Source organism: Streptomyces sp. NPDC001904, assembly GCF_040297005.1.
Classification (GTDB): Bacteria; Actinomycetota; Actinomycetes; order Streptomycetales; family Streptomycetaceae; genus Streptomyces.
The window spans coordinates 88066-107951 of the sequence record NZ_JBEOYI010000019.1 but is presented as its reverse complement, the minus strand read 5'-3'; the positions used below and the strand labels follow the sequence as shown (position 1 = coordinate 107951).

The 19886-nt window shown below is 70.9% G+C and carries 18 protein-coding genes; 11 read left to right on the top strand and 7 right to left on the bottom strand.

Features of this window, described 5'->3' with window-relative positions:
* The first annotated feature begins 69 nt into the window (after positions 1-69).
* From ABT127_RS27040 to ABT127_RS27025, 4 genes are all read left to right on the top strand, one after another.
* Positions 70-2361, top strand: a complete 2292-nt coding sequence (locus ABT127_RS27040) for a phosphotransferase (RefSeq protein WP_351455103.1) — start codon at positions 70-72, stop codon at positions 2359-2361.
* 123 nt (positions 2362-2484) lie between these two features.
* Complete coding sequence (locus ABT127_RS27035; protein WP_351455101.1) at positions 2485-3291, top strand: hypothetical protein; 807 nt, start codon at positions 2485-2487, stop codon at positions 3289-3291.
* A gap of 32 nt (positions 3292-3323) precedes the next feature.
* Positions 3324-3947 carry a TetR/AcrR family transcriptional regulator gene (locus tag ABT127_RS27030; RefSeq protein WP_351455098.1) on the top strand — a complete coding sequence of 208 codons (624 nt, stop codon included), beginning with the start codon at positions 3324-3326 and terminating at the stop codon, positions 3945-3947.
* 57 nt (positions 3948-4004) lie between these two features.
* Complete coding sequence (locus ABT127_RS27025) at positions 4005-6074, top strand: HelD family protein (protein ID WP_351455095.1); 2070 nt, start codon at positions 4005-4007, stop codon at positions 6072-6074.
* Between the two features lie 60 nt (positions 6075-6134).
* Here ABT127_RS27025 and ABT127_RS27020 read toward each other — a convergent pair whose 3' ends face one another.
* Positions 6135-6626 (bottom strand): MarR family winged helix-turn-helix transcriptional regulator, encoded by a 492-nt coding sequence (locus tag ABT127_RS27020; protein ID WP_351455092.1) that lies wholly within the window; start codon positions 6624-6626, stop codon positions 6135-6137.
* A 160-nt stretch (positions 6627-6786) separates the two neighbouring features.
* Between ABT127_RS27020 and ABT127_RS27015 the strand changes: the two genes are divergently transcribed.
* Positions 6787-8250: an MFS transporter gene (locus ABT127_RS27015; RefSeq protein WP_351455272.1), complete on the top strand. Its 1464-nt coding sequence runs from the start codon at positions 6787-6789 to the stop codon at positions 8248-8250.
* A 319-nt stretch (positions 8251-8569) separates the two neighbouring features.
* Here the strand turns inward: ABT127_RS27015 and ABT127_RS27010 are convergent, their stop codons facing one another.
* Entirely contained in the window at positions 8570-11002 is a 2433-nt protein-coding gene (locus tag ABT127_RS27010; RefSeq protein WP_351455089.1) for an ATP-binding cassette domain-containing protein, read from the bottom strand.
* 50 nt (positions 11003-11052) lie between these two features.
* Positions 11053-11400: a VOC family protein gene (locus ABT127_RS27005; RefSeq protein WP_351455086.1), complete on the bottom strand. Its 348-nt coding sequence runs from the start codon at positions 11398-11400 to the stop codon at positions 11053-11055.
* Between the two features lie 149 nt (positions 11401-11549).
* Here ABT127_RS27005 and ABT127_RS27000 point away from each other — a divergent pair, with 149 nt between their 5' ends.
* The 3 genes from ABT127_RS27000 to ABT127_RS26990 all read left to right on the top strand — a co-directional run bounded on the left by ABT127_RS27000 (position 11550) and on the right by ABT127_RS26990 (position 13524).
* Positions 11550-12431 (top strand): RNA polymerase sigma-70 factor, encoded by an 882-nt coding sequence (locus tag ABT127_RS27000; protein ID WP_351455083.1) that lies wholly within the window; start codon positions 11550-11552, stop codon positions 12429-12431.
* A 112-nt stretch (positions 12432-12543) separates the two neighbouring features.
* A complete protein-coding gene (locus tag ABT127_RS26995) occupies positions 12544-12933 on the top strand; it encodes a DUF805 domain-containing protein (protein ID WP_351455080.1) in 390 nt (129 codons plus the stop codon).
* A gap of 144 nt (positions 12934-13077) precedes the next feature.
* Positions 13078-13524 carry a hypothetical protein gene (locus ABT127_RS26990; RefSeq protein ID WP_351455078.1) on the top strand — a complete coding sequence of 149 codons (447 nt, stop codon included), beginning with the start codon at positions 13078-13080 and terminating at the stop codon, positions 13522-13524.
* Between the two features lie 31 nt (positions 13525-13555).
* Here the strand turns inward: ABT127_RS26990 and ABT127_RS26985 are convergent, their stop codons facing one another.
* The gene (locus ABT127_RS26985) at positions 13556-14179 is read right to left on the bottom strand and encodes a histidine phosphatase family protein (RefSeq protein ID WP_351455076.1); all 624 of its coding nucleotides are present in this window, start codon (positions 14177-14179) and stop codon (positions 13556-13558) included.
* 211 nt (positions 14180-14390) lie between these two features.
* Here ABT127_RS26985 and ABT127_RS26980 point away from each other — a divergent pair, with 211 nt between their 5' ends.
* The 3 genes from ABT127_RS26980 to ABT127_RS26970 all read left to right on the top strand — a co-directional run bounded on the left by ABT127_RS26980 (position 14391) and on the right by ABT127_RS26970 (position 15869).
* Positions 14391-14789 carry a helix-turn-helix domain-containing protein gene (locus tag ABT127_RS26980; protein WP_351455073.1) on the top strand — a complete coding sequence of 133 codons (399 nt, stop codon included), beginning with the start codon at positions 14391-14393 and terminating at the stop codon, positions 14787-14789.
* Between the two features lie 29 nt (positions 14790-14818).
* Positions 14819-15415, top strand: coding sequence for a hypothetical protein (locus ABT127_RS26975; protein WP_351455070.1), 597 nt, complete (start codon positions 14819-14821; stop codon positions 15413-15415).
* Positions 15416-15533: 118 nt separating this feature from the next.
* Positions 15534-15869, top strand: a complete 336-nt coding sequence (locus ABT127_RS26970; protein ID WP_351455068.1) for a DUF2516 family protein — start codon at positions 15534-15536, stop codon at positions 15867-15869.
* 96 nt (positions 15870-15965) lie between these two features.
* On the opposite strand, the gene ABT127_RS26965 is transcribed toward ABT127_RS26970, so the two are convergent.
* The 3 genes from ABT127_RS26965 to ABT127_RS26955 all read right to left on the bottom strand — a co-directional run bounded on the left by ABT127_RS26965 (position 15966) and on the right by ABT127_RS26955 (position 19789).
* Complete coding sequence (locus tag ABT127_RS26965) at positions 15966-17387, bottom strand: PP2C family protein-serine/threonine phosphatase (protein ID WP_351455065.1); 1422 nt, start codon at positions 17385-17387, stop codon at positions 15966-15968.
* A 359-nt stretch (positions 17388-17746) separates the two neighbouring features.
* Positions 17747-18814 (bottom strand): C40 family peptidase, encoded by a 1068-nt coding sequence (locus ABT127_RS26960; RefSeq protein WP_351455062.1) that lies wholly within the window; start codon positions 18812-18814, stop codon positions 17747-17749.
* A 168-nt stretch (positions 18815-18982) separates the two neighbouring features.
* A complete protein-coding gene (locus ABT127_RS26955; protein WP_351455059.1) occupies positions 18983-19789 on the bottom strand; it encodes a class I SAM-dependent methyltransferase in 807 nt (268 codons plus the stop codon).
* Positions 19790-19886: the final 97 nt, after the last annotated feature.

Sequence of the window (19886 nt, the reverse complement as noted above, 5' to 3'; positions counted from 1 at the left end):
GCAGTGTGGGTAAGTCCGCAGATCGATACCGTGAGGCGCCTCCGTACGGGCTCCCGTCCGGACTTCCGCATGGCCGTGCAGGAGACGCCTGTGTCCGCCTCATTCCCCGCGCGCCCGATCGAGGGCTCGGCGTTGGAAGACTCCCAATGGGCCGCGCTCATGACGTACGCGGCGAACAAGGGGGCGGTGATGGAGGGCCATCACAACACCAACCGAGTGGTGGTTCTGCCGCCCGCCATGGCCGGTTGGTTCGGCGGCCGTCTGGAGACGCCGGCCCTGGTGACCGTGCGGGCACGGAAGCCGAAGGCTCTGCCGGTGGTGATCCGGATGTGGCAGGACGAGTCCACGGTCCTGGACGCGATCGGCCTAGTTCTCGAGAACGTGCCGCGCTGCCTGGCACGGCGGGACGACGTGGCGGTCCACAGCTACGTCCAGGGGGTTCCCCTCTCGCTGACCTGCCCGACCGGCGAGTTCCTGGAGCCCGAGATGGTGCGGGCCCTGGCCGGGGAACTCGCGCGGATGACGAGGGTGCGGGTGGACAGGCTTCCACCGCTGCCGGCCGCGTGGTCCAGGCTGAGTCAACTGCTGGGGCAGAGTGCGGAGTTCCTGCGGACTCTCGCGTTGGCCGCCGACACCCAGATCCGCCAACCCAATTGGGCTGTCTTCGGGGGGCTGTTCGCGTCCTTGGGGGTGGCCGAACGGGCGCTGATCGGCCTGGCGGAGAGGGTGCCCAAGCTCCACGACCGGCCCTTCAGTCTGCTGCACGGCGATCTCCACCGCGACAACGTGATCGTCGCGTTCGACCGGCCGAAACGTCCCCTCATCTGCGTCGACTGGGAACTCGCCCTGTACGGCGACCCGTTGCACGACCTCGCCACTCATCTGGTGCGCATGCGCTACCCGCGCAAGCAGTGGGACGAGGTCATCGAGGCGTGGTGCCGGGCGATGAAGGAGGAGGGCCGGGAGCAGGCGACCGATGGTGTGACGAGTGATCTCCCGCACTACGTCGACTTCGAGCGCGCCCAGTCCGTGTATCCGGATGTGATGCGCGCCGTTTCGGGACTCGGTTCCTCCTTCGGTCCCGGGGATCTGGAGTTGGCCGCCCTGGAAGTGCACCGGGCCCTTGAGGCGGCAGAGCGGCCGCTGCGACTGCGCGGGCTGCCGAGGACGAGCACGATCGAGCAGCTGATCCTGCGATGGTGCAAAGGGCGCGGAGCCCGGTTCCTGGAGAAGGAACCGGGGGCGCGCTGGACTTGGGAGCGCGATGAACGCGTCCCACTGCGAGCGGAGTTCGGCGAGGAGATGGTGGAGGAGGCGCTCTGGGCCGAGGCGCTGGCCTCTGCCCGCCAGGTGTTCAAAGGTGCCACGCACCTCAGCACCGTGGTGAACGCGGGAGGCATGGATGTGGTCGTGCGTCGCAAGCTGGGGGCCGTGACCCTGCGGGAACCCCGCTTCCTGAAGGAGCATGAGGTGCTGGGGGCGATCGAGGCGGCCGGAGTGGCGGTGCGTGCTCCGCGGGTGATGGCGCTGGGCAGGAGCGAGCTGGGGGACGAGTTCACCCTGCACACCTATGAGGGTCGTGGCGGCCCCGGACACCGAGCCGAACATCCTGAACGGGGTCTGCTGCAGGGAGAGGCCGACGATCTGGTGGATCAACTGCACGCTCTGTCGAAAGTCGACACCCGGCCGCTCGACCAGCATCGAGGCAGCGGCAGTTTCTACCGCTGGCTCTGTGTGAAGCTCGTCAGGATGGTGGAGGAGCTGCCCGCGGAATCCGCACGCGTGGCGAGCAAGTTGGGGCTCCCGGGGGCGCGATGGCTGTCGATGGCTCTCGCGCCGCGCGATGTGACACCGCGGGTGAAGGTACTGCTGCACGGCGATCTGAACCCGTGGAACCTGGTGCGGCTCGGAAAGCGGGGCGACGGGCATCGGCTGGCGCTGATCGACTGGGAGATGGCCCTGATCGGCGACCCGCTCTACGACCTGGTCCGGCATCTGCATCTCTCACCGGCCAAGCCGGACATCCGCCAGAGGATGTTCCGGCGGTGGGCCACGGTGATGGAGAACGGCCACACCCGTGGCTGGCAGAGGGACCAGGAGACGTACCGGCAGCTCGAGGTCGTTCGCTCGGCGTACGTCGATCTGGACAGGCTGGTCACGGGGGAGGGCCTGGACGCGCCCAACGTCCGCCGTGCGGTCGGCTCGTACGCCACCACACTGAGCCAGGCACTGCACTACCTGGGCATGGGCGCTGCGGGCCAGGCGGCCCTCAGTAATCCCTATCTTGTATTTGCCCTGCCGCGCGCGGACGATGGGGATTGGGGGAAGAAAGCGGCGGTCTCTGTACTGGACCGGGCCTGAGCGTCGTGTGAGCCCCCCATCCGGAGTGGGGGGGCGCAGCGCATGTCCTACGGCACGGGGGACGGGGAGAGCGGCGCACGGCTGTGGCGTGCGCTACGGCGCTTCCAGGATCGGTTCGAGCCGATGGCCGTCCGCACTCTGCTGGCGGTCATCTTCATCACCGGGCTGTTGGCGCAGTTCGTCAAGCCGGTCGGAGATGCCCTGGAGGGCAAGGCGTTCCTGGGCGGTGCGCTGCTCAGTCTCGTCGGATACGTCCTCTACGACGCTCTGCGTGAACTGAACCAGGCCGCCCGGCTTCCGGCACGTGGCCGGGTCACCTCACGTTCCCTGGGCAGCTTCGTGGCAGAAGCATTCCAGGCGCGGCGGGTGGAGATCAGCTTCTTCGGTTACACGGGAGAGACGCTCTACAACGAGCTGTATCACCGTCTCGAACGGCTCGAGGACAATCCAGGACCCACTCGCCGGGTCGTCATCCGTGTCATGGTGCCGGACTTCTCGCAGCCGATGAGGGTGCCCTCGCGGGTGGGCGCCGACGACAGGCCCGAGGACTCGCCGGAGTTCCGGGTGCGGGCCGAGCTCAAGTGCCAGGAGTACGACCAGATCCTGTCCGGACTGGCGCAGGCCCTCACCCGGATCGGGCGCATGGACGTGACCTGCGAATACCGCGTCTACCACGGGGCACCCCTGCACAAGCTGTGCATTTTCAACCGCAAGCACGTTCTGCACGGCCTGTACAACGTATCGACCCGTATGGCACTGCGCGGTCCCGAGTACTACGACCCCAAGGGATACGACACGGACCTCACCGTCCTCGCCGGCGACCACGGCGGTCAGGACGAGGCCGCCATCGCGATGTGGGTCAAGCACTTCGACGACATGTGGAGACTCGTGGCCGAGGTGCCCGCCTGGCGGCGGGCCGCCGCTGCCTGAGCCGCCGGGCCCGGGGCCGTACCCTCCTCCCCATGACCACCCCACCCCCCTCCCTCCGCGAGCTGAAGAAGCAGCGCACCCGCGAGACGCTCTCCGAGACCGCCATCCGGCTGTTCCTGGAGAGGGGGTACGACCAGGTGTCCGTGGCCGAGGTGGCTGCCGCTGCCGAGGTGTCCAAGCCGACCTTGTTCCGGTACTTCGCGGCCAAGGAGGACCTGGTCCTGCACCGGTTCGCCGATCACGAGGACGAGGCGGCGCGGGTCGTCGCCGGGCGGGCGGCGGGGGAGAGCGCGCTGGAGGCGTTGCGGCGGCACTTCCTGGCGGGACTGGAGCGGCGGGATCCGGTGACCGGGCTGTGCGATCACCCGGCGGTGCTGGCCTACCAGCGGCTGTTGTACGGGACGCCCGCGCTGGTGGCGCGGTTGTACGGGTATCAGGAGCGGTCCGAGAAGGCGCTGGCCGCTGCGCTGGGCGGGCCGGAGTTCGAGGCGCGGCTCGCCGCCGGGCAGATCGTGGCCGTGCAGCGCGTGCTCGCGCAGGAGAACGGGCGGCGGATCGCGGCCGGGGAGTCGGCCGACGCGATCGAGGCGGATGCGGTGCGCGCCGCCGAGCTGGGGTTCGGGCAGTTGGCGCGGGGGATGCGGGAGGCGTCGTAGAACGGCGTTCCGGAGTGAAGAATGTAACTCGGTTACGTTTTTGGTTATCGTGGGGGCATGAGTGACGACTCCCTCGGCCCCCACAGCTCCCTCGGCCCGCTCGGCCCCTTGCTCGACTCCGAACGCCGGTTCCACGACGACTGCCGCAAGGCCCTCCGCGCCATGGTCGAGGGCGCCGACGAGCAGGTCGTCATCGGGGAGAACGCCTCCGCCTCCGGTGCCGATGCCGAAGTGCTCGGGTATCAACTGCGCAGCCGGGCCAAGGAGATGAAGGAGCTGCCGCCGGCGCCGTTGTTCTTCGGGCGGCTCGACTTCGGGGCCGTGGGGGAGCACGCGCGGCAGAGTTATCACGTGGGGCGGCTGCGCATCACGGAGCATCCGGCCGCGCCGCCGCTCGTCGTGGACTGGCGGGCGCCGGTGTCCCGGGCCTTCTATCAGGCCAGCGCCAAGGATCCACAGGGTGTGGATGTACGGCGCCGGTTCGGATGGGCGCCGGGGAGCGTGGGGGAGTCGGCGGATCTGACGAGCCTGGAGGACGAGCGGATCGGGGCCGGAGAGGCGGATTCCGGGAGCCGGATTCTCGCCGGGGAGATCGAGCGGCCGCGCGTCGGACCGATGCGGGACATCGCCGCGACCATCCAGCCGGAACAGGACGACCTGGTGCGGGAGGCGCTGGCGACGTCCGTGTGCGTCCAGGGCGCCCCGGGGACCGGCAAGACCGCCGTGGGGCTGCACCGGGCCGCGTACCTGCTCTACACGTTCCCGCAGCGCGTCCAGCGGGGCGGACTGCTGGTCGTCGGGCCCAACCGGACCTTCCTCTCGTACATCTCCGCGGTGCTGCCCGCGCTCGGTGAGAGCGGGGTGCGGCAGTCGACCGTGGAGGAGCTGGTGGGCTCGGAGGCGCTGACCGTGCGGGCCGCCGACGACGAGGCCGCCGCCGTCGTCAAGCACGACGTCCGGATGGCCGAGGTGCTGCGGCGGGCGCTGTACGCGCGGGTCTCGACCGCCGGCATCGTCGACGACCTCGCCGTCCCCGACCCGCTGGTCTCCTACCGGTGGCGGGTGCCCGCCGGGGAGCTGGTGCGCATCGTCGAAGGGGTGCTCGCCGAGGCGCCGCCGTACGCCGTGGGGCGTGAGCGGGTCCGCAGCCGGGCCGTGCGCCACATCCAGGAACGCGCCGAGCGGCGGGCCGTCAACGTCAACCGCGCCTGGCTGCAGCGCATCGAACGGTCACGGTCCATGAGCGCCTACGTGGATGCCGTGTGGCCCCGGGTGCGGGCCGAGGAGGTCGTGCACCAAGTGCTGTCGGATCCGGCGGAGTTGGCGCGGGCCGCGGACGGGGTGCTCGACGCGGCGGAGCAGCGGGCCGTGCTGTGGGCGCGGCCGGCGCGCTCGTGGAAGTCCGTCCGGTGGTCGGCCGCCGATCTGGTGCTCGTCGACGAGGTCGCCGGGCTGCTCGCGCACCCCGAGGGGTACGGGCACATCGTCGTCGACGAGGCGCAGGACCTGTCCCCGATGCAGGCCCGGGCCATCGCGCGCCGGGCCGTGTTCGGCTCGCTGACCGTCCTCGGGGACCTGGCGCAGGGGACCACGCCCTGGGCGGCCCGGAGCTGGGCCGGGCTGCTCGGTCACCTCGGGCGGCCGGAGGCGCGGGTGGTGCCGTTGACCGTGGGGTTCCGGGTGCCCGCGGCGGTGGTCGAGCTGGCCAACCGGGTGCTGGAGCGGATCGACGTGGAGGTGCCGGCGGCGCGGTCGCTGCGCGGGGACGGGGAGTTGCGGGTGTGCGAGGTCGGGGATGTCGTCGGTGGCGTGGTGGACGCGGTGCGCAGGGCGCTCGGGTTCGCGGGGTCGGTCGGGGTGATCGCGGCCGAGGGGGACGCGGGGCGGGTGCGGGAGGGGCTCGTCGCCGCCGGGGTGAGGGTCGGCGGCGCCGACGAGTTGGGGGCGCGGGTGAGTGTGCTGGAGGCCGGGGAGGCCAAGGGGCTCGAGTACGACCATGTGGTGGCGGTGGAGCCCGCGGCGATCGTGGAGGCCGAGGCGCGGGGACTCGAACGGCTGTATGTGGTGCTGACCCGGGCCGTGTCGCGGCTCGACGTGGTGCACACGCGCGCGCTGCCGTTCGGCTGACGGCCGGGGGCTTCCCGCGCGGCTCCCCGCGCCCCTGGGCCCCTGGGACGTGCACCCGCGCTACCCCCGCTGGCGAGGCCTCCGGGCCGGAGCCGGGCCCGGGGCCGGGGTGCTCAGGTGGCCGGCGGCCAGGTGGGTCATCAGGCGGAGGAACGTCTCCCGGTCCTCCGGGGGGAAGGCCGCGAGGGCCTCCTCGTGGACCCCGTCCACGATCTCCTGGCTGCGTGCCGCGGCCTTCGCCCCCGCCTTCGTCACGGCGATGATCCGCGCCCGCCGGTCGGTGCTGGACGGCCTGCGCTCGGCCAGGCCCGCCTTCTCCAGGGCGTCGACGGTGACGACCATCGTCGTCTTGTCCATGTCGCCGATCTCGGCGAGCTGGTTCTGCGTGCGCTCCTCCTCCAGCGCGTGCACGAGCACGCAGTGCATGCGCGCCGTCAGACCGATCTCGGCGAGCGCCGCCGCCATCCGCGTACGCAGCACATGGCTGGTGTGGTCCAGGAGGTACGAGAGGTCGGGCCTGGTCCGGGTGGGGGCGGGCGTCATCGCGGTCATGCGGCAAGGGTAGTCCATCAATAGTTCTCAGAAAGATAGTCTGCAACGGGACCATCTGTTACGGTCGTGTTGTCGTCGCCATCCGGTAGGGGTGGCGGCCCGGCTCGGAGGGGGCCTTGTCGTGTCCGCCGTATCCACAGAGGTCGAGGAAGCAGTAGCCGTGGGCGACGCCCGGGCGGTCCGCCATCGGCTGCGCAGCCGATGGCTCGCGCTCGGCGTCATCGCCGCCGGGACCCTGATGATCATTCTCGACGGCTCCATCGTCACCGTCGCACTGCCCGCGATCCAGCGGGACCTGGGCTTCTCCGCGACCGCCCTGAGCTGGGTGGTCAACGCCTATCTCGTCGCCTTCGGCAGCCTGTTGCTGCTCGCCGGGCGGCTCGGTGACCTGGTCGGGCGGAAGCGGATGTTCCTCGCGGGGACCGTCGTCTTCACCGCCGCCTCGCTCCTGGCCGGGCTTGCCACGACGCCCGCCGTGCTGCTCGCGGCCCGTTTCCTCCAGGGGGTCGGCAGCGCCATGGCCGCCGCCGTCGGGCTCGGCATCCTCGTCACCCTCTTCACCGACCCGCGCGAACGGGCCCGGGCGATAGGCGTGTTCAGCTTCACCGGCGCCGCCGGGGCGTCGATCGGTCAGGTGCTGGGCGGTGTCCTGACCGACGCGCTCGACTGGCACTGGATCTTCTTCATCAACCTGCCCGTCGGCGCCGCCGTCCTCGCCCTCGCCGTGCCCGCCCTGCCGGGCGACCGGGGCGCCGGGCTGCGGGCGGGCGCGGACGTGTGGGGCGCCGCGCTGATCACCGTCGGCCTCATGCTGGCCATCTTCGGCGTCGTCAACATCGAGGCGTACGGGGTGGGTTCCGTCCGGGCGGGCGGTGCCGTGGGGGCGGGGCTCGTGCTCGTCGCCGGGTTCTTCGTGCGGCAGGCCCGCGCCCGTACGCCGCTCATGCCGCTGCGCGTCCTGCGCTCGCGCACCGTCGCCGGGGCCAACCTCACCCAAGTCCTCACCCTGGCAGCGATGTTCGCCTTCCAGGTCCTGGCCGCGCTCTACATGCAGCGCGTCCTCGGGTACGGCGCGCTGCGCACCGGCCTCGCGATGCTGCCCGCCGCCGTACTGATCGGGGCCGTCTCGCTCGGGGTCTCGGCGCGGCTGGCGGCGCGGTTCGGGGAGCGGGCGGTGCTGCTCGCGGGCCTCGTGCTGTTGGCCGGCGCGCTCGGCTACCTGGCGCGCGTTCCCGTCCACGGGCAGTACGCGGCCGATCTGCTGCCGGTGATGCTGCTGATCTCCGGCGGCGGACTGGTGCTGCCGGCGCTCGCCGGGCTCGGGATGTCGGCCGCGAGCGAGGAGGACGCGGGGCTGGCCTCCGGTCTGTTCAACACCACGCAGCAGATCGGCATGGCGCTCGGCGTCGCCGTCCTGTCGACCCTCGCCGCCGCACGGACCACCTCGCTCACCCATGGCGGCAGCGCGCAGGCCGTCGCACTGACCGAGGGGTACCGGCTCGCGTTCGGCATCGGGGCCGGGCTGATCGCGGCGGCGTTCGTGGTGGCGCTGGTCGTGCTGCGGCCGACGGGGCCGGTGGCCTCCGGCGCGGGGGAGACCGTGGTGGCCGGCACCGAGGACTGACGTTCGTCCGCGAGTGCGTCGGGGCTGGTCGCGCTGTTCGTCGGGTGCGGGCCGGTGGCCGCTTCTCGCGCAGTTCCCCGCGCCCCTGAGGCATGCGCTCCGCGCAGCCTCCCCTGAGAGGCTGCGACTCCGCCGCGCCTCTCTTGATGGGACGGCGCCCGGGGCACGCCTCTCTTGATGAGATGACGCACGAAGTGCGCATCTCAGGGGCGCGGGGAACTGCGCGAGCAACCACGACGAAAGGCGCACCCGACGAACAACCCGGCAGGGGCGCGGGGAACTGCGCGAAAAGGGCAGCCCCGCGCAACCCGTCAGCCGCTCACACCCCCACGTACCGAGCCAGATGCTCCCCGGTCAGCGTCGAACGATCCGTCACCAGATCGCCCGGCGTCCCCTCGAAGACGACGCGCCCGCCGTCGTGCCCGGCCCCCGGGCCCAGGTCGATGATCCAGTCGGCGTGAGCCATCACCGCGGGATGGTGCTCCACCACGATCACCGTCGCGCCCGAGTCGACCAGGCGGTCGAGGAGGCCGAGAAGCTGCTCCACGTCGGCCAGATGGAGGCCGGTCGTCGGCTCGTCGATGACGTAGACGGTGCCCGCACCGCCCCCCGCACCGGCCCCCGTACCCCCCTTGCCCACCATGTGCGTCGCCAGCTTCAGCCGCTGCCGTTCACCACCGGAGAGCGTGGTGAGGGGCTGGCCGAGGGTGAGGTAGCCGAGGCCGACGTCGGCGAGGCGGGTGAGGATCTTGTGGGCCGCCGGAGTGCGGGCCGGACCGTCGGCGAAGAAGGACTCGGCCTCCGCGACCGGCATGGCCAGCACCTCGCTGATGTCCCGCCCGCCGAACTTGTACTCGAGGACCGACGAGTCGAAGCGGCGCCCCTCGCAGTCCTCGCAGGTCGACGAGGTGCCCGCCATCATCGCCAGGTCGGTGAAGACGACCCCCGCGCCGTTGCACGTGGGACAGGCGCCCTCGGAGTTGGCGGAGAAGAGCGCGGGCTTTACCCCGTTCTCCTTCGCGAACGCCTTCCGGATCGGTTCCAGGAGGCCCGTGTACGTCGCCGGGTTGCTGCGGCGCGACCCGCGGATCGGGGTCTGGTCGACGGAGACGACACCGTCGGCACCCTCCTGGAGCGGGACCGAGCCGTGGACGAGCGAGCTCTTCCCGGAGCCCGCCACGCCCGTGACGACGGTGAGGACGCCCAGCGGGATGTCGACGTTCACCTTCTGGAGGTTGTGGGTGTCGGCGCCGCGGATGGACAGCTTGCCCGTGGCGTCCCGCGGGGCGTCCTTGAGCGACCTGCGGTCGTCGATGTGCCGGCCCGTGGTCGTGCCGCTGGCCCGCAGGCCGTCCACGTCCCCCTCGAAGCAGACCGTGCCGCCCGCCGTCCCCGCGCCCGGGCCGAGATCCACCACGTGGTCGGCGATCGCGATGACCTGCGGCTTGTGCTCGACCACGAGGACCGTGTTGCCCTTGTCGCGCAGGCGGAGGAGCAGGTTGTTCATGTTGCCGATGTCGTGCGGGTGCAGCCCCGTCGTCGGCTCGTCGAAGACGTACGTGACGTCGGTGAGGGACGAGCCGAGGTGGCGGATCATCTTCACGCGCTGCGCCTCGCCGCCGGAGAGCGTGCCGGCCGGCCGGTCCAGGGAGAGATAGCCGAGGCCGATCTCCACGAACGAGTCCAGGCTCTGCTGGAGCGCTTCGAGGAGCGGGGCGACCGAGGGCTCCTTCAAGGTGCGGACCCACTCCGCGAGATCCCGGATCTCCATCCGGCAGGCGTCCGCGATCGAGATCTTCTTGATCTTGCTGGACCGGGCGCTCTCGGCCAGCCGCGTCCCGTCGCACTCCGGGCAGACCGAGAAGGCCGTGGCCCGCTCGACGAACGCCCGTACGTGCGGCTGCAACGAGTCGATGTCCTTCGACAGCATCGACTTCTGGATCTTCGGGATCAGGCCCTCGTAGGTGAGGTTGATGCCCTCGACCTTGATCTTGGTCGGCTCCTTGTGGAGCAGGTCGTTCAGCTCCCGCTTGGTGTACTTGCGGATCGGCTTGTCCGGGTCGAAGAAGCCGCAGCCCCGGAAGATCCGGCCGTACCAGCCGTCCATCGTGTAACCGGGGATGGTGAGCGCGCCCTCGTTGAGGGACTTGGAGTCGTCGTAGAGCTGGGTCAGGTCGATGTCGGAGACCGAGCCGCGCCCCTCGCAGCGCGGACACATGCCGCCGAGCCGCTCGAACGTCGCCTTGACCGCCTTCTTGTTGCCGACGCTGATCGCGCCCGCGCCCTTGGCCGACGCCGTGTTGAAGGAGAACGCGCTCGGCGGCCCGATGTGCGGCTTGCCCAGCCGGCTGAACAGGATCCGCAGCATCGCGTGCGCGTCCGTCGCCGTACCGACGGTGGAGCGCGGATCGGCGCCCATCCGCTGCTGGTCCACGATGATCGCCGTCGTCAGACCGTCCAGGACGTCCACCTCGGGACGCGACAGCGACGGCATGAAGCCCTGCACGAACGAGCTGTACGTCTCGTTGATCAGCCGCTGCGACTCGGCGGCGATGGTGTCGAAGACGAGCGAGCTCTTGCCCGAACCCGAGACGCCGGTGAACACCGTGAGGCGGCGCTTGGGGATCTCGATGCTGACGTCCTTGAGGTTGTTCTCGCGGGCGCCGTGCACACGGATCAGGTCGTGACGGTCGACGGAGTGCGGGGTCGCCGCATCCGTCGTCGCCGCTCTCTTGCTCTTGGCGGGGCTCATCGGTCTCGTCTCTCCCTGTGTCCGGTCCGGGCGGATCGAGTCGGGGTGGGTCAGCTGTCCTGGAGCACACCCAGAACGTTGCCGTCGTGGTCGGTGAAGGTGGCCACCAGGCGGCCGCCGCCGACATCGTGCGCGGGCTCCTTCACAGTGCCACCCGCGGCGGTCACTTCGGCGAGCTTCGCCTCGATGTCCGGTACGTGCCAGTAGGTCACCGGGGACGTCATGCCCTGCTGAGCGCCGTTCGGAACGAGCCCGATGTGCTGCCCCGCGACGTCGAAGCCGACGTAGTACGCCTCGTCGACCTGCGGCGCGGTGCCGAGCAGCGCCGCGTAGACCTCCTTGGCCTTCGCCACGTCGGAGACGGGGTGGAGGACGGTCTTGATGCCTTGGTTCGTCATGATTGCTCCTGATTGAGTGGCCGTAGGGACGACGCTAACCGTGGCCGCGCCGGGTCGCTTCTCGATTCCTGATCGCTTGCGTCGGCGCAGGTCGCGGCGCCCGTCGCGGGCTCTTGTCACAGATGCGCGGCCGCCGGTGTCCTTGGGGTATGACGACCGCATCGAAGGCGCAGGACCCGTTCCTCGCGCACCGGAACCTGCTGTTCACCGTCGCCTACGAGATGCTCGGCTCGGCGGCCGACGCCGAGGACGTGGTGCAGGAGTCCTGGCTGCGCTGGTCCGGTGTCGACCGGACGCGGGTGGACGACCCGCGCGCGTACCTCGTACGGATCGTCACGCGGCAGTCCCTCAACCGGCTGCGCACCCTGTCGCGCCGCCGCGAGGACTACGTCGGCGAATGGCTGCCGGAACCGCTGCTGACCAGCCCGGACGTCGCCGAGGACGTCGAGCTGGCGGAGAGCGTGTCGATCGCCATGCTCACGGTCCTGGAAACCCTCGCACCGGCCGAACGCGCGGTGTTCGTGCTCCGGGAGGTCTTCGACCTGCCGTACGAGGAGATCGCCGCGGCGGTCGGGAAGTCCGCGGCGGCGGTGCGGCAGACCGCGCGGCGGGCCCGCGCGCACGTGGCGGCGCGCAGGCCCCGGGTGCGGGTGGAGCGGGCGGAGCAGCGCGAGGTCGTGGCGCGCTTCCTGGCCGCGCTGCGCACCGGGCGGCTCCAGGAGCTGATGGAGGTCATGGCACCGGACGTCGTCATGATCACCGACGGGGGCGGGGTCGTGGCCGCGGCGCTCGTCCCGCTGCACGGCGCCGACCTGGTCGCGCGGATCCTCGCGGGCGCGCACGGCAAGGTGACCGAGCTCGGCGCCGCGCTCGTCCTCCTCAACGGCGAGCCCGCCGTCCGCGTCGACTTCGACGGCGCGCCGTCGACGGTCAGCCTCGCGGTGGAGGACGGCCGGATCACCCGCCTCTACGTGGTCCGCAACCCCGGCAAACTGACCCGCCTGGAAACGCCGTCGGACCTCACGAGATGACCGTTCGATGTCGGGACGACAACAGCGTTGACCGCGATGGGGGACCTCGTCTACGTTCAGCTGGATCATGCCGATGTGAGCATGACATAAGCACCACAAGCAGGGGGGACCTGTGCACTACTACACCGACGTGCTCAAGAAGTACGCGACGTTCCAGGGGCGGGCCCGTCGCCAGGAGTACTGGATGTTCGCGCTCTTCAACATCATCATCGCGCTCGTCCTGGTGGTTCTGGCCGCGGTCACGAAGAGCACGGCCATCTACATCGTCTACGTCCTGTACATCCTTGCGACGCTGCTGCCCTCGCTGGGTGTCCTGGTCCGCCGGCTGCACGACACGGGCCGCTCCGGCGCCTGGTTCTTCATCGCCTTCGTCCCGTTCATCGGCGGCATCTGGCTCCTCGTCCTGACCGTCCTCGAGGGGACCCCGGGCGACAACAACTACGGCCCGAACCCGAAGGGCCTGGGCGGCCCGCACCCCGGCTCCGGGGCGTACGCGGTCTGATTCCGCCGCACCTTCCGGTCGCTCGCGCAGTGCCCCGGTCCGCTGTCGGACCGGGGCACTCGTGCGTCCTGGGACGCAGCCCCGGGGTCACCCGTTCGCCGACCGCGCCGCGCGCCGCGTCGTTCCGGCGCCTTGCATGGAGGCATGAACTCTTCTCGCGCCCTCACCCGTCGTCTCTCCTTCACCGCCGCGGCCGCCGGTGCGGCCGTTCTGCTGCTGGCGGGCTGCTCGGACGACGACAGCACGCCCAAGGAGGACGCTTCCAAGAGCGCCCAGGCCCTGTGCGACAGCCTCGGCGACCTCAAGGACGACACCGCGGACCTGACCACGCTGGATTCCGACAGCACGCTCGACGACATCAAGGACGCCCGCGAGGACATCGCCGACGACCTGAAGGACATCGACGACGACGCCCAGGGCATCGACAACGCCAAGACGGACGCCATCACCGACGCCTACGACGACCTGAAGAAGTCCATCGACGGCCTCAGCGGCGACACGACGGCCTCCGACGCCGCGCAGAAGATCCAGCCCCAGGTGGAACAGCTCAACAAGGCGATCGTGGCGTCCCAGGCCTCGGTCCGCTGCTGACCCGCCGCTGACGGCTTGCGGGGACTTCCCGTCAGATGTGGAGTTCGGGCGGGAAGCCGGTCCAGCGCAGTTCTGCGGGCAGGTGCCGCATGTCGTTGGAGAAGAGCACGGAGGACGACCTGCCGGGTGCGTAGCGGATGACCGTCAGGGCCGCGTTGCCGAGGTTGAGGCCCATCCAGCGCCACTCGGGCGCGTCGAGGGCGGCCCGGATCAGCCATCCGATGAGGAAGTTGTGGGTGACGACCAGTTCGTGGCGCGGGCGATCGCCGTCGACCGGGCCGGTGAATTCCGCGAGTGCCTCCCGGGCCAGCGCAGGACCGCGGTTGCGCTCCTCTTCGGGAACCTGCGCGAGGAAGCTGAGCATGGCGTCGGCCGAATCCGGCGGAAGCTCCTCCTTCACGGGCAGGTGCGGGATGTAGTCGCCCGCCAGTTCCGACTGGTGCAGTGGGACGGTGTCGAGCTGTGCGCCGATCAGCCGGGCCGTCTGCTGCGCCCGGGGCAGCGGCCCGTGGTGGATCGCCGAAAGCGGGGTGTTCCGGAGCCGTTCACCGAGGAGAACGGCTTGGCGCCGGCCGCTTTCCGTCAGGGTCGTCTCGTCCGCCGACGCTTCACCGTGCCGCGCGAGATAGAGGTATCGAGTGGCGGTGCCTGCCATGTCCAGAGTCTCCGTCGTCATCCGTGATCTTGTGTGCCGGGGATGGACGCCGAGCTCTGTGCGCATGGTTCCGTCGCGGCCGCGCGGGCCCGGCCGGCGATGGGTGGGGCACCTTCGGGGTTGTCGGTGCGCGCTCCGCGGGCTCGTGACTCGGCGCACTTTTGCAAGCAACTGCTTGCAATAGTTAGCGCGGGTGCGGCACTATCGAGGCATGGCATCGCTCAACGTCGGCAATCTCGGCGAGTACCTGCGCGAGCAGCGTCGCAACGCGCAGTTGTCGCTCCGTCAGCTCGCCGATGCCACAGGGGTGTCCAACCCGTACCTCAGCCAGATCGAGCGCGGGCTGCGCAAGCCGAGCGCGGAGGTGTTGCAGCAGGTCGCCAAGGCGCTGCGGATCTCCGCCGAGACGCTGTACGTGCGCGCCGGCATCCTCGACGCGGAGCGGGACCGGGACGAGATCGAGACACGTGCGGTGATTCTCGCCGACCCCTCGCTCGACGAGCGCCAGAAGCAAGTCCTGTTGCAGATCTACGAATCCTTCAGGAAAGAGAACGGGAACCACGACGGTGGACCCCACGACGGCGACGGTGCCGAGCCCTCAAGCAAGTAGTAGTTGATGTGATCCGGGAGGACCACGCCATGGCCATCAAGGACGACCTGCGCAAGACCTTCTCCGACCCGACCCCGCTCTACTTCGCCGCGGGCGCCGCCGAGTTGACGTACCAGCAGGCGAAGAAGGTGCCGGGGCTCGTCGAGCAGCTGCGGGCCGAGGCGCCCGCGCGCTTCGAGGCCGTACGCAACACCGACCCCAAGGACGTGCAGGAGAAGGCGACCGGCCGCGCCAAGGAGGCGCAGGCCACGATCACCGCGAAGGTGAACGAGATCGTCGCCGGCCTCGACACCGACCTGAAGAAGCTCGGCGAGACGGCACAGGAGTTCGCGCTGCGCGGTGTCGGCTACGCCGCCGAGGCCGCCGTCAAGGCGCGCGAGACCTACGAGAAGGTCGCCGAGCACGGCGAGGAGACCGTGCGGAGCTGGCGCGGCGAGGCGGCCGACGAGATCGTGGAGATCGCCGGGACCGTCGAGCCGGACCCCGAGCCGGTGGTCACCGAGGCCCCGGCCGCCGCCGCGGAGAAGCCCGCGCCCGCGAAGAAGACGACGGCCAAGAAGGCGACGGCGAAGAAGGCCCCCGCCGCCAAGAAGCCCGGCTCCGGCACCACGCCGCCGGTCAAGTAGGGCGTACGTCGATGGGCCGGGCACGTAGCGCGTGCCCGGCCCGTTGTACGGGTACGGTGACCGGAATGACGGGGCGCCGCGGCGCAGGCAGGTCGATTCAGGTGGTGGCGTTGTGCTGATGCAGGGTTTCAACAGTTTCTTGTCGCTGCTGAACCTGGCGTTGATCGTCTTCAGCGGCTTCGCGCTGGTCGACGCGGCGATCCGGCGTGAGGACGCGTTCCGCGCGGCGGACAAGAAGACCAAGCCGTTCTGGCTGATCATTCTCGCGCTGGCCTTCGTCGTGAACTGGATCTTCGGGATCCTGTCGTTCCTGCCGATCATCGGGCTCGTCGCGACGATCGTGTACATGGTCGACGTACGGCCCGCCGTCCGGCAGGTCAGCGGCGGCGGTGGCGGCCGCAGGGGCGGCTCCAGCAGCGACGGCCCGTACGGGCCGTACAACGGCGGGCGCTGACCCACCCGCACGGCGCTGACCCACCCGCACGGCGCTGACCCACCCGCACGGCGCTGACCCACCCATACGGCGCTGACCCATCCGCACGGCGCGGGGTCACCGGTCCAGCAGCAGGACCGCCACGTCGTCGGTCAGCTCGCCCCCGTTGAGGTCGCGCACCTCGTTCATCGCGGCCTCCAGCAGTTCCTCGCCGTGCAGGCCCTGCGCCTGCTGACGGCGGATCATCTCCACCATGCCCTCCTGGCCGAGGCGCTGGTTGCCCTGGCCGATCCGGCCCTCGATCAGGCCGTCCGTGTAGAGCATCAGGTTCCAGGACGGGCCCAGTTCCACCTGCATCCGCGGCCAGCGGGCCTTCGGCAGCAGTCCGAGGGCCGGGCCGCTGTTCTCGTACGGGAGCAGGGTCGCCTGGCGGCCCGGGCTCGCGATCAGCGGCGACGGGTGGCCGGCCAGGCACAGTCCCGCGCGGCGGCCGTCCGGCGCGATGTCCACCGTGCACAGCGTCGCGAAGATCTCCTCGTCCGACCGCTCGTGCTCCAGGACCCGCTGGAGGGTGGAGAGGAGTTCGTCGCCGCACAGGCCCGCGAAGGTCAGGGCCCGCCACGCGATGCGCAGCTGGACGCCGAGCGCCGCCGCGTCGGGGCCGTGGCCGCAGACGTCGCCGATCATCGCGTGCACCGTGCCGTCGGGCGTGCGGACCGTGTCGTAGAAGTCGCCGCCGAGCAGGGCGCGGGAGCGGCCGGGCCGATAGCCCGACGCGAACCGCAGGGACGATCCGTCGAGCAGCGGGGTCGGCAGCAGACCGCGCTCCAGGCGGACGTTCTCCTGGGCGCGCAGCCGGGACTCGGTGAGCTTGCGCTGGGCCACGTCACCGCGCTTGCGCTCCACGGCGTAGCGGATGGCGCGGCCGAGCAGCCGGCCGTCCAGTTCGTCCCGGAACAGATAGTCCTGGGCGCCCACGCGCACCGCCTCGGCGCCGCGCTCGGCGTCGCCCGACGCGGTCAGCGCCAGGACGGCGTGCCGGGGTGCGAGGCGCAGCACGTGCCGCAGCGTCTCCAGCTCGTCGCCGCCGTCCCGGTCCGTCCTGGAGCCGGGCAGCGCGAGGTCGAGCAGGATGCAGTTGACGTCGTGTGTGAGCAGCCGCTCGGCCTCGGTGAGGTTGCGGGCGGTGCGGACGCGGATCGGCTTGCCCGCGGCGTCCGGTACTTCCGGGACGGTGAGGGACCCGGTCGGGTCGTCCTCGATGACCAGGAGCGTGAGGCCGGTGGTCGGGCCGGCGGTCGGGCTGCTGGTGTCCCCTGTGGCCATGGTGTCCGTGGTGTTCTCCGTGACATCCGTGGTGCCGAGGGCTCGGGTCGTGGTGCTGATGCTGGTGCTGGTGCCTTTCGCGGCCGTGGGGCCGGTCGTGTCGTGGGCGGTCGTCCGGCGGACCGGTCCGGCGGACGGTGTCGTGGACGCGGCCCGAGCCTGACCGCCTTCCGCGGCCGGGATCGCTCTCTGCCGCGGTACGGGTACGGGCATCGCTGGGTTTCCTTCCCTCCCCCCGAGGGCGCGGTGGGACGAAGGTCCTCGAACCACCGACGGGGACCTTAGCGTCAGCCGCCGCCCGAACGGAATGGTGAGCGGCAATCGGCCCCCGTCATATGCCGTGGCAGGGAGCGCAATTGGGCAGGTTCCGGCCCATGGGGGCCGGATGGGGGATGACGAAGATCACGTCGGAACGGTGGAACTGGAGTGAAGGAAGTGTGGTGCGTCACGTGGGGTGCGCCACGCGGTCCCGCGCCTTTCGATCACAGGTCCTGACGCTTCTGGGGCGCAGGATCCGGCACAGGATCCGACTCCGGATCCGGCACTGATCCCGGCGCAGGATCCGGCGTCCCTCACGCGTCAGGTCGTACGACTCCCAGAATCGCCATCGAGCCGGCGCCCGCCACGGTCACGGTCCGCCCGGGCCGCGGCGCGTGGATGATCGCGCCGTCGCCGATGTACATCCCGACGTGGCTGGCGTCGTCGTGGTAGATGATCAGGTCGCCGGGGCGCATGTCCTTGATGTCGATGCGCTTGAGCTGCTTCCACTGCTCCTGCGAGGTGCGCGGGATGCCGTGGCCGGCCGCGGCCCAGGCCTGCGAGGTGAGGCCCGAGCAGTCGTACGACTTCGGGCCCTCGGCGCCCCACACGTACGGCTTGCCCAGCTGGGCGGTGGCGAACTGGACCGCCTTCTTGCCCGCGGGCGTCGCCCTGCCGTTGATCTCCTTCAGGACGCCCGAGGAGAGCCACGCCGTCTGCGCCTGCTGCTCGGCCTGCTCCTCCAGCTTGCGCAGCCGCTCGCGCTCCTTCTTCTCCAGCGTGCTCTCGAGCTCCTGCGCCTCGTCGATCTGCCGCTCGATCTTCTTCTTGGCCGCGGCCTTGTCCTTGGCGCCCTCGTCCAGCTCTTTCCACCTGGCGGAGGCGTCGTCGGCGTAGCGCGCCAGCTCGTCCTGGGTGTCGGCCAGTTGGGACAGCAGGTTCTTCGTGGCCTGCTGGCCCTGGTACATCCGGCCGGCGCTGTCCAGGAAGTGCTGCGGGTCGCCGGAGAGCAGGAACTGCGTCTCGCGCGGTATGCCGCCGCTGCGGTACTGCTCGCGGGCGACGGCGCCCGCGCTGCTCTTGAGGCGGTCGAGCCGGTCCTGCCCGTCGGCGATCTTCTGGGCCAGCTTCACGATCGCGTCGGACTGCTTCTCGGCCTTCTCCTCCGCGGCGTTGTACTCGTCCGTCGCCACCGCCGCGTCGTGGTACAGCTTGTCGATCTTCGCGCGGACGGCCTCGAGGTCCTTGTTCCCGGGGGTCGTCGACGGGGACGGCGTGGGTGTGGGCGTCGGTGCCGCGTAGGCCGCGCCGGGCGCCGCCAGGACGGTCACGGCGCAGACCAGTGCCACGGCCGCCATCGTCGTCGTGCTCCGCCTGCTCATCCGCTTCGCCCCCACAGCCGAGACCGTCTCAGGCCCACCCCACGGTGAAACCTGATTTACCGTCAGTAACATGTGCGCGTTCGGTGGATGGTGCCACGTGTACGCCGAATCCGACAGACCCCGCACGGTGTGACGAACGGCGTACCGGGATCGTTCCCGCCGTTCCCGTCAGTCCCTCATGCCCCCGACGGGCGCCAACGCACCCCATGTCACGGTGACTTCGCCCTGCCGCCAGCGTGCCGGGCCGTCCACCACCGGCCAGTCGGCCGTCAGGGCGCGGACCGTGCGGATCCAGCGCTGCCGGGCGCCGTACGAGGCGTAGGGGGCGGCCGCCGCCCAGGCCCGGTCGAAGTCGCGCAGGAAGGCGTGCACCGGCTCGCCGGGGACGTTGCGGTGGATCAGCGCCTTGGGGAGGCGCTCGGCGAGGTCGGAGGGGGTGTGCAGGGAGCCGAGCCGGGTCGCGAAGGTCACCGTGCGCGGTCCTTCCGGGCCGAGGGCCACCCACACGTGCCGCCGCCCGATCTCGTCGCAGGTGCCCTCCACGAGGAGCCCGCCGGGCGCGAGCCGGCCGCACAGCCGCCGCCAGACGTCGGCGACCCGGTCCTCGTCGTACTGGCGCAGCACGTTCGCCGCGCGGATCAGGACGGGCGGCGACTCCAGCGGCACCTCGAAGCCGCCGTGCCGGAACCCCAGGCCCTCACGCTCGTACGGCTTCGCGGCCGCGACCCGCGCGGGTTCGATCTCGATGCCGACCACGCGCGCGCGGGGCGCGGCCTCGCGCAGCCGGGCCAGCAGTTCCACGGCGGTCCAGGGGGCGGCCCCGTAGCCGAGGTCGACGGCGACCGGGTCGGCCGCCCGGCGCAGCGCGGCGCCGTGCACGGCCGCGATCCAGCGGTCCATGCGGCGCAGCCGGTTGGGGTTGGTGGTGCCTCGCGTCACCGTTCCTACGGGGCGGGACGGGGTACGCGGGCTCACAGGTACGAGGGTACGCGGCGCTGCCACGCCGAGCCGCCACGCGGTCTCGTACGGTAATGATTCGGCAAAGTGGAAATGGAGGGCCGCGGTCCGATGT

Coding starts and splice junctions, on each gene's coding strand:
- ABT127_RS27040 (WP_351455103.1), top strand. CDS start 70: ATGGCCGTGCAGGAGACGCCTGTGTCCGCCTCATTCCCCGCGCGCCCG.
- ABT127_RS27035 (WP_351455101.1), top strand. CDS start 2,485: ATGGCCGTCCGCACTCTGCTGGCGGTCATCTTCATCACCGGGCTGTTG.
- ABT127_RS27030 (WP_351455098.1), top strand. CDS start 3,324: ATGACCACCCCACCCCCCTCCCTCCGCGAGCTGAAGAAGCAGCGCACC.
- ABT127_RS27025 (WP_351455095.1), top strand. CDS start 4,005: ATGAGTGACGACTCCCTCGGCCCCCACAGCTCCCTCGGCCCGCTCGGC.
- ABT127_RS27020 (WP_351455092.1), bottom strand. CDS start 6,626: ATGACCGCGATGACGCCCGCCCCCACCCGGACCAGGCCCGACCTCTCG.
- ABT127_RS27010 (WP_351455089.1), bottom strand. CDS start 11,002: ATGAGCCCCGCCAAGAGCAAGAGAGCGGCGACGACGGATGCGGCGACC.
- ABT127_RS27005 (WP_351455086.1), bottom strand. CDS start 11,400: ATGACGAACCAAGGCATCAAGACCGTCCTCCACCCCGTCTCCGACGTG.
- ABT127_RS27000 (WP_351455083.1), top strand. CDS start 11,550: ATGACGACCGCATCGAAGGCGCAGGACCCGTTCCTCGCGCACCGGAAC.
- ABT127_RS26990 (WP_351455078.1), top strand. CDS start 13,078: ATGAACTCTTCTCGCGCCCTCACCCGTCGTCTCTCCTTCACCGCCGCG.
- ABT127_RS26985 (WP_351455076.1), bottom strand. CDS start 14,179: ATGGCAGGCACCGCCACTCGATACCTCTATCTCGCGCGGCACGGTGAA.
- ABT127_RS26980 (WP_351455073.1), top strand. CDS start 14,391: ATGGCATCGCTCAACGTCGGCAATCTCGGCGAGTACCTGCGCGAGCAG.
- ABT127_RS26975 (WP_351455070.1), top strand. CDS start 14,819: ATGGCCATCAAGGACGACCTGCGCAAGACCTTCTCCGACCCGACCCCG.
- ABT127_RS26970 (WP_351455068.1), top strand. CDS start 15,534: ATGCAGGGTTTCAACAGTTTCTTGTCGCTGCTGAACCTGGCGTTGATC.
- ABT127_RS26965 (WP_351455065.1), bottom strand. CDS start 17,387: ATGCCCGTACCCGTACCGCGGCAGAGAGCGATCCCGGCCGCGGAAGGC.
- ABT127_RS26960 (WP_351455062.1), bottom strand. CDS start 18,814: ATGAGCAGGCGGAGCACGACGACGATGGCGGCCGTGGCACTGGTCTGC.